Source organism: Nocardia vinacea (assembly GCF_035920345.1).
Classification (GTDB): Bacteria; Actinomycetota; Actinomycetes; order Mycobacteriales; family Mycobacteriaceae; genus Nocardia; species Nocardia vinacea_A.
The window spans coordinates 152,154-167,312 of sequence record NZ_CP109149.1 but is presented as its reverse complement, the minus strand read 5'-3'; the positions used below and the strand labels follow the sequence as shown (position 1 = coordinate 167,312).

The window sequence follows — 15,159 nt, the reverse complement described above, 5'->3', positions numbered from 1 at the left end:
AATGCTGAGCCGGATAAGGCCGGCTCCAAGCCAGACGTGGAAGGCGTCACACGGCAGGACGCTCTCCATCCGGACACCGCCGACGAGGCAGAGCTGATGCGCTACTCCAGCTTCGCCTACCTCACCGAGCGGCCCGACGCCGCGCCCGGGGAGCTGACCGGCGAGGCCTGGTTCAACAGCCCGCAGCGCTACGCCTGGGAGCGCGCTTGGCTCATCGAGAACGGTCCCAGCCTCGGGGCTCTTGCCGCGATGACGTTGGCCTCGTTGGAGGCGGAAATCCTGCTCGGCCTGCCCAATACGAGGCCGGACCCGCTGTTGATCGTGCAAGAGCGGCCACGGTTGCCCGGTGAGATGCTGCCCATCTGGAAGCTTCGGACGCTGCCAGGGAAAGATCCAGACCAGGCCAGCGTCATCGGCCTGCTCGCTCGTCGGTTCTCCCTCGACGAGCTGCTGCAGCATGCGTATATCTCGCCGGTCGGGGCGAGACCACTGCTCCAAGCCGACCTCGATCTGACGATTCGGATGCTGAAGCCCGCCGAGCGGCCACGCTTCGTTCGGGTGCCCAGGGACGGGGTGTACACGGCGCATTACCCGGGCTGCCGTTCGTTGCCGAACCGGTCACCGGACTACCTACGCACGCGCCCCCTCGCCGACGTCCTGCTCCGCCAGATCGGCTCGCGAACGTTCTGCGAGTACCTGATGAACGACGTCGTCGCGCCCTACCAGCGGCGCGAGGCCCATCAACTCCTGGACAGCTACGTCGGCCGCACCCTGTCCGCCGAAGACCGGATCAGCCAATGGTTCGCGACGACCGTGACGAGCATGCTGGACGCACCCCCCGAAGCGGCCCCTCAGCTACTGCGCCAAGCCCTCCACGCCGGGATGTCCGCCCAGGACCGGGCAGTCCAGCAGTTCGCCACAACAGTGAGCGAATTGCTGTCCGGACACACCGATTTCGGCCGATACCTGCACCACCGCGGACTTCCGGAAACGCAGGCATTCGTCGAAGACATCCGGCGAACCGTCGGTCGCCATCACCCGCCCGAAGCCATCGGACAAGTGCCTTTCATCAGCACGCTGCTCGAACCGCCTCCCGGAAGGGCCACTCCGGAAAGGAGTGCGGCGCGGACGCCATGGAGCAACCAGCAGACCTTCGCTCGGCGGAGGTCCGCACCGGCGGACGTCCCTACCCGAGTGCCACACCCGTCGCCGACTCCCCGGTCCCGTAACAATGGCGGCAATCGGGCACCCGGCGAGCGTGTACCGGATGTCGACCAGCCCGGTGCGGCAGATCGACCGGTTGATCGCGTGGGCCGGAAACCGAGTACACACCATCCTGCCGCCCACCAGGCAGACCTCGACAAAGCTCCGAAAGTCGATGAAGCCCTAGACCTCCCCCGCCACCGCCGGGAAGCCGAGCCACGGGTGGCGAACCCAGGCCGAGGTGTCCCGGAACAGGCGTTCGTGTTCGCCCGGGACCCCGACGGCCAGAATTGGGGCGACGCATCCCCCAATGTCGGCCGTCACGATTCTGCTGACAGCATGGAAACACCTCCCGATGCCACTCCACCGCAGACCACAGCGTCAACAACGCCGACCGGTCCCGTCGAGTCCCGGTTCCGTGACGCAGCCGACAAGATCGATCGATCCGGCTGGTCCCTAGAGGCGCGGGAGGCGGGCAAGCGCCTTGTGCGGTTGTTGTTCGATCTCACCAAGGTCGAACAAGGGAAAGATGTGGTGCAACCAACAGACGACGACGTCGGCCCGTTACTGACGCTCGATAGCTCCGAGGGCGATAGGCAGTTGGCGTCGTTGAAGGCGGATTCTATTCCAGGAATACCGCTCAACGGATTCAGTCTGGTGGTGCGAGAGTTTGTGTACCGGCAGGGCGTGCTGCGGTCGTGGATAGATGACATGTTCGGCCGCGGTTCGGCTGGTGACTACCAGATGGTCGTGGGGGCAGTGCTGGAAGAGCTGGCCGCCCAGCTCGGCGCGACCGGCGCGGGCTGGTTGCAGGTCACGATGTATCGGGGCTCCGACGGTGACTGCGAGTTGTCCGCCGAGTTCGGCAGGCACGGAGTGGGTGCAACCGCCAAGCTGGAGCTGGAGGTGCCCGAGGGCGGTGAGTTGGCCGATGCGGAGCTGACCCTCACGATGTGGCCCGATCCGGAGCAGGATCCGGACAGCGTGATCGCCGGCGTGCGGGGCGTGGCTCGAGAGTTGACGGCGGGTCGGCCTGCGGGCCGTGCGAATAGCCTGGGAGATGCGGCAGAACGGTTGCTCCGGGCCGATGCCGCCGAACATGACGATCCGGTGATGGCTTCCGGGCTACGGTTCACCGCTCGCCGCGATCGCATCGACCTCGCCGTGTGCGACCCGCAGACCGGACGGTCGACGCATCAACAAACCGTCTTCGACTCTGTCGACGCGGTAGCGAAGGAGGCGAGCCGACGGGCACGTGACGAGATGCTGGGCAACCACTGGACCGACGCGGACGACCTCAGCACTGCCGCAAACGTGGTGTCGCGGCGGCTGCACAGCATGTTGACCGAAGATCGGATTGATCGGCCCCTACGATTGGACGCTTCGGTATTCGGGGAGCAGGGCGACAAAATCCTGACAGTCGAGCTGCACTCTCCGGGTGACCGCTCTGAGGACTTCCCGGCGGTGATCGAACTCTGGCAGCGGCCCCGGCCGTCGGATCTGACTCCTGGTGCGGCGATACAGTTCTTCTCCGAACACTGGTGGTTGGCCCTTCTGCACCGGTCTGCCGGGGTCGAGCCGGGCAGGAAAGCGACTAGCCCGGTCGCGGTGACCGACGAGCGCGCGGAGTGGCTTGTCAGCGCGGGTGCCGATCGGGATGCGGTGTTGTTTTCGGCCGACAAACTGGTCCGACTACCAGAGCCGCGACCAGACTTGCCGTTCATGCGCGGCGTGATGGCCCGGGCCTGCACGCTGGTCGAGACGATGATCGACGAGCGGCTGTTGGTCCCGGGTCGGGATGGTGTGGTCACGTGGACCATCGGGATGGGGGTGCGGGGCCTGGAATGCCGGGTGGCGGTGACCTATCGGTCTCCGCGTGCGCGGATGGACGGTTCGGAAGACGCCACCAGAGCGGGTGCAGGTTGGGAGGGCGCCACCAGGGCGGGTGAGTATTTCTGGGGGGATGGGTGGACCACATGGGCCGCGTTCGACCTGCTCCCGGCCGTCGAAGCCCAACTCGCCGCTCTATTCGCCAGCGTGCCGCCTCACGGACGGGGTCCAGCCGCCGCCAACACCACCATCTTCGACATTGGCCGACATGTGAACGCCATGCGGGAAATCGCCTCCAGTGCCCTCACTTTCGAGAGCAACGCGGAAGCAGCCGAATTTGCGCGTGCGCACCTCGGCGATCCCGTAACCGCAGTATCGGAACGGGGTCCAGTCGACTGGACGCCACAGAGCCGTCCACTCCCCCAGCACCTGGTCGTCATGTTTGCGCTCGAACTCGACGAGGTCGACGCCGACAACCCCGAGAGCCTGCCGGGCGCGCTCCTGCCGATAACCGGCAACTCGACCGTCGTGATCGTTACCTCGCCCTGGAACCGATTGCCCGACAACAACATCGGTGTCGCGCTCGCCCCAGCAGGCACCCTGGTCACGCGAGCCGAGGACGACACGGTTACTGGGAACCCGCGCCTGGTACTTCTCGACGACCACGTCATGACGGTGACCAGCGTCGTAGACGGCGACCAAACGACTGCTTATGGCTTCCTCGGCAAACCACCCGACTGGCGCCGCGGTACCACATTGCCATCGGGATCTGCGCCAACCCAGCCAAACACCCCTGCCGTCGACGCCGTGAAGCCATCAACGGAATCGCAGCGCACACCCGTACCAGACACAAACCCGTCCGACACTGCACAAGACACCGGCCACCATACAGATAGAGCCGCTGAACCCGGCGACCCACGCGCGCCAGTGGATGATAGCCGAGCCGACCAGTGTCCTAGTCCCGCGAAACCAGAACCCGGCGCCCCTGAAGCCACCACCCCGTGGAGCCGGAAGCTCCGGGGATCGATGACGCTACAGTTCCATCCTGCCGATCCCGCCGAGGCAGCGGGTCTCCCGGCCCGCAAGCAACACCGGCTGTTCACCGACCCCAACACCGCCACGGGATATCCCTCCGGCCCGGTCACCTTCCACAACCACCCGAACGGCCAAGAGTGGGACGACCCGCGCGACGTCGCGCGCAGAAACCGGCAACGCGCCGAGCGTTCGACCGGGGCGGGCGACAACGAGGAAGCCGGGATGCCGCCGGCCGATCTGTCCGGCCTCACGCCCGACGAACAGCTGCTCGGGGCCGCTATCGGAAACCGGAAGCCGGTGAACTGGAAGGAGCTGGTTCAGGGCACGCAGATCCTGCTGCTCGGGGAGGATCACGGGCACGATTCCGTGCGCGCGTATCTAGCGACCCAAGCGGCAGCGCTACGCGCGGCAGGGGTCACTCACTACTGCATCGAGGCGCCGCCGCACCCGGCGTTCGACGCGTTGAACGCCGGGCAAGAAGCGGACTTGTCCGGGGTTATGGCCGGTCCGGGCTGGGAGGGTGGCTGGGCCGAGGTGGTGGCGGCAATGGCGGCGGAGGGGATACAGATCGTCCCCTTCGATGTGCTACATCCAAGTTCGCCGCATGGCTCTCCGTTGCGGGACATTCGAGAATCCCACATGGCCAAGACAATCGCCCGAGTTGCTCAGGACAACCCGGCGGCCAAGATCGCTGTCCTCATCGGAAGGGATCACCTGATCCAGGATAAGAAGAAGTGGTCGTTGAAGACCGGATGTCTTATGCCCGCGGTAAGCGCTCGGCTCACGGCCGCCGGTCATACAACCACGTCGGTCTCGATGTGGGGAAGCGAGGCGGGGCAGCACGAACCCATCCGTTGGCACGCGGAGCGTATCGGCATCCATGACGAAACCTTCATCGCCGATCTTCGCAGTCTCCAACAGACCGACCTACTGCGACTCAATTGGGCATCCGACGTGATGCTCCATGTGGGCGGATCGGGGTCCTGGCATACCGAATCGGGTCCTGCCACCTCCCAGAGCGCGCCCACACACGATCCCGCTCCGTCCACATCCGGCCAGGCCCGGCGAATCCAGCACACTGGAGGCAAGACTGCGGCATCGCGTAAACCAGCGCCGACGTCCATAGAAGTGCCCGACAACGTACAGCTGGCGGTACCTCGCAGCGGAGACATTTCGGTCGATTCCGAGAAACTGGCCACAGTCCACGCCGATGTGGGAGCCCTAACACACGACTGGGCTAACACCGAACAAGCCGTCGCAACCGCATACCTGGCCACCGAACTGGCCAGCATGCACGTCCACCTCGGAAACGGCGCCGAAATGTCGGTGTCGAAAGCAGGCGAACCTGGCCACCGTGTGCTGCGTGTCGTCATCTCCGACATCGGAGAGGCACCGTCCACGCTGCCCGCGTACTTCGTCAGCCTTTCGCTGGAGAGACTTCAGCTACTGACGCACCGGTACGGACATGAGGAATCCGAAGGCACTACGGTGACGTGGTTCGAATTCGATGAATCCGGACCAGATTTCGCCCCCGCCGGGCTCGCCGCTGTCCACGGAGTCGACCCGGCAGCAGACGATCCGGTCGCGCCAGGGTCACCGGCTTCGGGTGCTGAACCGGTCGGTCAGGGAGAAACTGCAGGCATCGATGTCGCGAGTCTCTTGGGAGCGATCGACGCGCAGCAACTGCGGCTGATCCGCGAGGGAATCGCCGCCGAACTCGAGACCGCCACCTACGATCCACGCACCGACACCATCGAACACACCGACGCCGACCGTCTGCGGAAACTCACCGACATCGCCGCACGGCTCGACGAACTACACACCGCCATCCAACAACCCGACAACACCACACCTCAACGCATCCAGCGCCTCGTCCACCACTACCACGCGACCATAGAGTGGCTGGCCGCCCTCACCGACGCCGACAACGCCACCGCCGGGCTCCCCACCGACCTCGCCGACACCGACCTCGCCGGCCGAACGCAACCGACCCTCCGCCAGCGAATCGAACACGCCCGACAAGCCGTCGACCGCTACAGCGAGGCCGATCAACGAGTCCGCCAACTCCACGCGGCGTTCCGTACCGACGAGCACAGTGACGGGTCCGCGCGGCAGCCCGAATCGCGGTCCGAGGAAAAGGCGGAATCCCGAGCAGAGGTGTCGCCTGCCGAGCGAGAACAAACTGAAGTGCCTCGCCCCCAGCAAGAGGCGCAGTCCGAGTCCGGGCAGCGAGCGCCGGAACAGCACCACCATCTCCCTCCTCCGGTGCAGCAGGACCTGGGTTCGATTGCTGGATACAGCGATATCGGTGTCGGGCCCACGGGCCGCGGGCATCACAACAATCAAGACGCGTTCGCGATCGCGAAGCTCGACGTCGCGGGGAAGCCCATCCAGGTGGCCGTCGTCTGCGACGGTGTCTCCAGTTCGCGCGATGGTGAACTCGCCGCACGCGCGGCAGCCGATACCGCCCGCGACTATCTGGTAGCGGCCCTGGCCGAAGTCGGCTCCGACGGGCAATTCGATCGTGTGTCGATGGTGCAGGGAGCTACTGAAACAGCACAACAGGCGGTCCGCGCCCTGGCCGAACTGCCAGAATACCGTGGACTGCCCCATCCCCCAGCGTGCACAATCGTGCTGGCACTGGTCGAGCACGATCAAGTCACCTTGGACTGGGAAGGCGACAGCCGGGCATATTGGCTGGACGAGAATGCCCCCAACTCCGAGAGTTTGACCACGGACGACTCGATTGTTCCGCTACTGGTCGACGCCGGCATCCCTGAAGCCGAAGCACTCGAAGGTGCCTACGCTCACCGCATTTTCCGCTACCTGGGAATGCCCCCGGGAAGTGAACAGCCATCCCATGCTAAGACGATTCCTCTTCCCCGCAAAGGGCACCTGCTGTTGTGCACCGACGGACTGTGGGGGAAGACCTTCGCCGCCGAGTCCCTCGCGGACGTCCTCCGGCACACGCAGGAACAATCTCCCGGCGACCTGCCCGCCGCACTGCGCGCCTTCCAACAGAACGCACTGCGGGAAAAGGAGCGCGACAACATCACCGGCGTACTGATAAACCACACACCACCCGCCACCACGACCGGTTACTCGACCGCGAAATCCGGAGGCGGTGCACCACCTCTCGGCCCAGGACTGTCTTTCCACCCGCACGCCGGTCCCCGCGAAGTACTCGATGTCCGCCCCGGCGTCCCAACTCCCGGCACATTGCAGGCACCCAATCCCACCTCGGGGATCGGCCGACCGGACATGTGGTTCCGCTGGAACCCCGAACAGAACCCGTCTCAACCCGATAACCAGAACACCACGGCAACCTCGCGTGATGATGTACCGCGCGTCGGGACATCAGCCTCCGGGCCCTCTGCGAACAAACCACGGCAGCCGGGCGGGACCGACCCGGCCGCGCCACCCGGGCATCTGGAACGCACCGCGCCGGAACGTCTGGAGCGGGTACGTGAAGCGTTGGCGGTCGCCAAGCGCCAGCGAGAACGGCTAGAAGGACTGGTCGCGCAGACCGCGGAACTGTGGGATGAAGAGCCAGGGCCACTGGATGCCGCCCGGGAAGAACGGTGGCGGAAGCTTCACAACAAAATGCGGACCGCGCTCGCGATCGCGGCCGACGACGACCCGGAGCAGGCCGCGGCTCGTGCGGAGGCGGTGCGCACCGAGGGCGGCGACGGCCACCTTGTCGAGTTCGCCGAACAGTTTCCGCTGCTGGACACCCTGGTCAGGCAGATCGCAGAACGCGACCAGCGCGCCCGGCAGGTCGAACTACTGGCCGCGGCGGCCTACGCCTACAACAAGCGGGAACAGGCACGAATACTGCGAGACGAAGCCGCTGCGGAACTGCGGGTGCCATACAAAGATCTGGCACCGGATAGTCCCCGACGGGAACAGTCGGAACGCGAATTCGACGACCTCCACGCTCAGCTGGCGGATCTGATCGAAGTCGAACCCGACGAACTGGATGTGGACCGGGTCGAGGACGTCCTGGTGATGGCGCGGCGGCCGGTCGGCGACCCACAGCGCCCAGCCGACGCCGACCACCGGGTCGCCCTCGGCTCACAGTGGCTCGAACTCCACGAACTAGTCGAGAACGCCCGCCGGTTCGACGAATACAACGCCGAGGCGCAGCGGCTCGACGCACTCGCCGACACCGACAATATCGTCGCAGCACCGCGGGGACTTGAAACCACCGATACCGCGAAAGATCGGAAACCGGTGCCCACCGGCCAGGGCCGGGGCAAGGGCGAGGGCAAGGTGATGCATGCTCGTGGTTTTACTTCCGCGGACTTCGCAAGCCTGTCACCGTCAGACCAACATGCGTACGCCATGAGGGAAATCGACTACAATGCCCTCACTTTCGATAGCAACGCGGAAGCAGCCGAATTTGTTGCGCACCTCGGCGATCCCGTAACCGCGGTATCGGAACGGGGTCCGGTCGACTGGACGTCACAGAGCCGTCGACTTCCCCGGCACGTGGTCGTCACGTTTGCGCTCCAACTCGACCAGCTCGACGCCGGCACCCCCGAGAGCCTGCCGGGCGCGCTCCTGCCGATAACCGGCAACTCGACCGTCGTGATCGTTACCTCGCCCTGGAACCGGTTGCCCGACAACAACATCGGAGTCGCGCTCGCCCCAGCAGGCACCCTGGTCACGCGAGCCGAGGACGATCCGGTTACTGGGAACCCGCGCCTGGTACTTACCCCAAACGTCATGAGGGTGACCCGCGTCGTCGTAGACGACAAAGAGACAACCAACGCCGTCGTAGACGACCAAAAGACAACTGCTTATGGCTTCCTCGGCAAACCACCCGGCGGGCACCGCGGTACCACACCACCATCAGGACCCGCACGAGCCCAGCCGCACCAGAACACCATGGCAAAGGGCAGACACCAGCCGGAAATAGCCGAACGCTCCGAATCCGACGACCGCCAGGCAACGACCCGGTCGAGCGCAGCAGCTGGGTCGACACCAGGGAGCACGAAGCAGCCACCCGCGGCAGGAGAGCAGAATCAGAAAGAGCCCAGCAGGCCAACACTGTGGCAGCAGACGAATGCGCACGACATAGGCAAAAATGCACCCGGCAAGGCCGAAGACTTCGGCGACTTCGGCGATGTCGATGAACTCGGCAATCAGAGGCGCAGGGAAGCGAAGGCCACCAATCTTCCCGAAGGCGGACCACAGGATTTCATTCTCAATCCCAGAACCGGACAGCCGTGGGCACTGCGTTTCAGTAAACGAAAACAACGGGATACACCGGAGAACCCGCAACCGCACGACGACGCATCCAAGCAGCAGGATGCGCCCGAGCCCGCGCCGAAAACAACCTCCCGCGCACCGGGAAACCGATCCGCGGACCGAACCACCGAAAGCGACCACGAACCCACACAACAGCCCACCAGCATCACAGCCGACCAACACACACAACCCGAACCCGACGGCTCCGACCGAGATGGATTGGCGGTTGGTGTGCATGAACGCAGCGGGCAGGTAGCGGCTGCCGAGGACGATGCGATGCCCTCGGTTGGTGGCGACCGGGAGCGGGATGACGCAGCGCTGAATCATGTCGCCAGTGAAGAGATGGTACCGAAGCTCAGGCTTTGGATCGCCAGCTGGAACGCCAATCAAGCCATCATCGCTACCCCGGGCCTCACCTCTGCCCAAATAGCGGAAGCCTTGCAACGAAGAGCTGATCTAGAAGCACTGCTGCCCGAAATGCTTGCTTTGCCGCGCGAAGACCTATTGCCCGAGACTATACCTGATTATCTGGAGCTATCCGCCGCGGCGAATGATTCCAGTATCGAGCCGAACGGATCCGAGCCCTCCCGAGAAACTGAGCCGTCGGATGACAACGAAAAAGCTAAAAATACCGTATCCCTGCTGAGCGTGATTCGCGCCAACCCCGCTATCGGCATACGCATCGCCGCCGAGGAAATCCACACGGGCGGAATGGTACTGGCGTCAACTGCGATGAGCTTTTACATGGCGGAGGTCGGACCTGAGGCGTTGGGTGTCAGTGAGCTGATCACCAGCGTGCTACCGATCGGCGTTTCACTGTTCGCGGGAGATCGGGCCGACCGCGGTTCGCGTAGGGAGGTAATGCTGTGGGGTCTGGGCATAGGCTCGGCAGGAGCACTGCTAGCGATTGCCGCGGCGGAGGCTCAAAATTCATTCACCATCCCCGGGCTCCTCGCAGCAATAATGCTGGAAGTAGTCTCAAACCAGCTCTATAGGGCAGCGATGTTCAAGTACCTCCGAGAGGAGGTCGGCAAGGACGCACGGGATGGACTGAACCGCTTCCATTCCGTCTCAGGGGCCGGTATAACACTCGTCGCAAAATGGCTCGGGCCTCCGATGCTGGCACTCGGCGCCGCTTTCCCTCCGGCCATCAATCTCGGGACGAACTTCCTGAGCGCTGTGACCATGCCGCTGGTGCCGGACACCCCGGCCGCGCCGAAAACTTCAGAATCGGAAAGTGCCTGGAAAAGCTTCATCAAGTCGATCCGTGAAGGTGTGCACACGTTCCAGGACGATCGCCTGCTTCGAGAAATCAACGCCAACTGGGGTATCACCTGGCTCTTTCTAGGTGCGCAAACGGCTCAGGTCACGTGGCTGGTCGCCGACTCCGGGCTTTCACCGGGGCAGAAGGGACTGGCGGCGACGATCGCTCCTATCGCGATCTTTCTCTCGAACGCGGTACGCATCAAGCGGTTGGAGGACGAGCGGGCGCAAGCAGTCAGAATCAGCAGGCTACTCACCGCCAAATTGGTCGTCGCGGGAGGGGCGGCCATCGCGATGGCAACCGCCCCCGGCCCCTGGGCGGCCTCGGGGATACTTGCAGGCGCCTGGATGGTCTTCTATCCGAGCAATACTGCTATCAACTCCCATGTGGACCGGACGGTCCCGGATGAAGTGAGCGGACGTGTGGGTGCCCTCCGCAATATGACATCTATGGCCACAGGAGGGCTGGGCGCCTTCGGCACCGCCAGCGCAATCGGGGCATGGGGACCCGCGGCCACAGCCATAGGTATGGCCGCGGCATTCGGCTCCATCGCGTTCGTGTCCGTCATCCGCCGAATCTTCGGAGAAGATAAGGCACTGCAGGACCCGGCTGTCGCCGCCCGCGCCCGGAAGCTGCTCGACGGCATCAACCGAACAGCCGAAGTCGTGTGGACACTCGGTCTCAACGAACCCAAGTGCAAACCATGGCAGAAGAAATGGACTCACCTCAGAGACGCCATCGCCACCCAACTCGTCAAAATCCACCTCGACCCTGATGCCGACAACCTCTTCGGTCAAGTCATCGACCGTGTGGAGACAGATAGCGACATCGACACTGCCGTCGTGTTTTTCGACGACCGCCGCTATGTCATCACCGATACCGGAACCTATGGCCAGAGCATCGTCTTCGACACCACCATCACCAACCCCGACCCCGCCGGTAATCCCTGCGTCCGTATTAGCAGCGAATGGCAACAACCCGACATATCCAACATTGAAGACGCCGAATTACTCGTCTGGTACTGCACCCGCGGCACCGACGGCAACCTCACCAGCCTCCAACCCCAGCAACCCAACCAACCAACCCCACGCAAAAGAGGAAAACCTCGAACCTCACCCACCAATACCAATAGCGATCGCAACCCAGGAAAGCCTCGGTGGAAATGGCCGTTCGGGCGACAACAAGCCGATCCAGCCTCCGCTGGACGGCACATCGAAGTCCACGTCATCGAGGACGGAGCCACCTCGGAAAACAGAGGCGAGACGCCCTGGAGCGACGTGCGGCCCCTAGCTCAGCAGACTGACTCAGCAATCGCGATCGACCGCACGGCCCAGACAACCGCACCGGAGCAGCAGGGATCTGCACCCCGGACGCGGAGTGCCCCTGAGAGTCCGCCGACCGGTCCCGAATCGGCTACGGGCAGTGGGAGTGGCGACGGGGATCCCGGTGAGGATGTATCGGCTGCGGCTCGACCGGGGTGGGTGGATCCACATGTCCATCGCGGGGACAGGAGGCTGGGCGATCGCCCACAGTGGAACCAATCGTTTTCGGTTGCGGCGAATTCGGAGTCGCCCGGTCGTCCGGGGCCGGCACCGGCAGGCGTCCCGCCCAACCCCGCGGATACATTCGCTCTGCACTGGAAGCAGGCGAGGGACGCTGCTGATGCGCCGATCGGTAAGCCTGGTATCGGTCACCCGTGGCTGGGTTTCGCCAACGCCCCCGGGGTCGACAACGCCGCGCACGCGAATTCGGGCAAAGCACCATCACCCGAGCAGCCTGCGGCAACGGAACCCCCGATCAAGCGGGCACCAGCCGGGTTCGAAGAGTTCCGCGCCGCGCTCTGTGCTGCCCTGGCAGAGGGCACCGCGGAGCCCGATGTCCGGGAGGTACTCGCCAATGCCACCATACAGCAGATGCAGGCGGCGCTCGGCCGGCTCGTTCCCAACCAAGTCAACATCCTGCGGCACCTGCAAGCAGAGCATCCGACCGACCGAATAGTCCAGGACCTCACCTCCAGCTGGGATGAAGTGATCCACCTGGCAAACCAGGCCGCCGACCGCGTGATCGAGTCACTCGTGCATGACAGTCCCGCACACCAGAGGCTCACCACACAGACCGCGGCGTTGGCCGAGGCAGCCCCATGGCAGCTGCAGGCCGCACTCAAACAACTCGGGACCGACCAGAAGAAAATCATCGTCGGCCTCTTCAGCCAAGGGATACCTCCCGACCGCATGGCGGAGATAATGCCGCTCGACCAACCCACGATCGAACACATGGCTCACGGCGCCCTCCGCCGCATGGCCGACCACATCGCCGGCGAACACGGACCGACCATCGAACCCATCGCGGTGACCGCGACCGAACCGAAGCCGACAGAGACCGCATTCCAGCGTGGATATCGCCTCGCCGAAGCAGAACGGAAGGCCACCGCGTTCGCTCGCATCGACGGAGCAACCGAACAGCTCACCGAACTGCTACGCAAGCTAGACGAGTTGCACGGCGATCGGTATTTGTGGCTCGAGAAGGAAGGCCCGCACACTCAGGCTTGGGTCAACGCGCACAACCAGTGGACGATCGAGAAGTTCACGCTCTCCCGGGAATTCCACGATCTGCGGGAGCGGATTCTTGCCACGCTCGACAGCGCGGACCGCGTGGCGCACCCAGACCGTTATGGTGACTGGCTCTATGACTTCCGCCGCGACAAGGAGCACCCGAAGGGCGTATGGCGACGCATAACCGCCGCGGACTACCGCAATGGTGAGTCGGCGTGGGAGGTCCTGCTGGATCTGGACGCGCTGGCCGACACCGAAGGCAAGAACTGGGTGTGGGGAGAGGCGAAGGTGCTGCGTGACGGGCAGCATCGCGCATTGATCAGCATGTCCGAGGGCGGCGGCGACCGTAATGAAGTGCACGAATTCGATCTCCGTACAAAGCGATTCGTAAGCCCGGAAGAAGGAGGATTCTCTCTTCCTTTGGCACTGAACCGGTTCATGTGGGTAGATGAAAACACGGTCTGTGTCGGAACGGATTTCGGACCGAATTCCCTTACCCAGGCCGGCTATCCCCGTTTCTCCAAACGCTGGCGTCGCGGAACACCGCTGAGCGAGGCCGAAACAATTCTCGAGGGTGAATTCACCGACGGCGTGGTGGCGCACGGAGAGTGGCCCGGTATGGGTCCGCACCACGTCATCCGGTTCATCGGCTTCGGCAACCGCGAGTACTACCTGGTGCAGCCCGACGGTTCGCTACAGCGGCTCGACGTTCCGCCCGACGCACAGGTGCGGTGGGTCAAGAATCGGTTGATGGTGGAGCCGGGAAGTCCGTGGAATATCAACGGCCGTGAGTATCCTGCCGGTTCATTGCTGGTTGCGGATATCGATGCTTTCCTCGCCGGAGACCGTAAGTTCGAGATGCTGTTCGAACCGGATGCGCATACTGTTCTGCACGACTGGGGGTGGACGGCGAATCACCTGCTGCTGACGCTGCTGTCCGACGTTCAGACCAAGATCGAAGCTCTGACTCCAACTCCCGTGGGCTGGACCCGCCGGTCCCTTGATGCCGTCCCGAAGATGGCGACGGCGTCGGTCATCGGCCTCGACCGGCTGGCGGGTGATGACGAATTCCTGCTGTCTGTCAGCGGATTCACTATTCCCCCCATGGTGCTGGCTGGCTCAATGGACGGCGAGGGGCGGGGGGTCGAGCAGGAGCCGGCCGTCTTCGATGCCACCGACGTGGTCACCGAGCAGTTCTTCGCCACATCGGCGGACGGCACTCGGATTCCGTACTTCGTCACCCGTCGCCGTGGCGCCGTCGGTCCGACCATCGTGCACGGCTACGGTGGGTTCAGCGACTCGCAGACTCCTGCCTACGACGGTGCCGAAGGTTTGGCCTGGCTGGAGGACGGCGGAATTTCGGTGGTGGCCAACATTCGCGGTGGCGGTGAGTACGGGCCGCGATGGCATACCAGCGCCGTGAAGGCCAGCCGCTACAAAGTGTTCGAGGACTTCGCCGCGGTAGCGATGGACCTCGTCACACGAGGCATCACCACCCCCGAACAACTCGGAGCGATCGGCGCGAGCAACGGCGGCCTGTTGATGGGCGGGATGCTCACCCGCTATCCCGACCTGTTCGGCGCTCTTGTAGCGGAGGTTCCGCTGATGGATATGCAGCGTTTTCACCTGCTGCTACAAGGTGCGCCCTGGGCCGCCGAATACGGGCACCCCGACAATCCCGACGAGGCAGCCCACATCATTTCCCCCTATCACGAGGCCGTCCTGAACCGGCAGTACCCACCGATCCTGCTACGGACCTCCACAAATGATGACCGTGTGCATCCCGGCCACGCCCGGAAGATGGCGGCGCGGCTGGAAGAACTGGGCTACGAGGTTTGGTACTACGAAAGCACCGAGGGCGGGCATGAAGACACAGGGGACAACCGCCAAGCAGCATTCGAGGAGGCGCTCGTCTATGCCTTTTTCCGGCGAAAGCTCATGCCCGAGCGCAACAACGGTGGCAACCGTGAGTCCGGCGGCGCTGCAGGTACGAATACAGGGCCGACTGCTCCGGCTATCTAA

General features: G+C 64.2%; 1 protein-coding gene (cut by a window edge). It reads left to right on the top strand.

Annotation, left to right across the window (positions count from 1 at the left end; translation table 11 throughout):
* Positions 1–15,159, top strand: partial view of a LuxR C-terminal-related transcriptional regulator gene (locus OIE68_RS00745; RefSeq protein ID WP_327097440.1) — the end only. Its footprint begins 15,348 nt before the window's first position; only the last 15,159 of its 30,507 coding nucleotides appear in the window; its start codon lies beyond the left edge, outside the window; its stop codon occupies positions 15,157–15,159.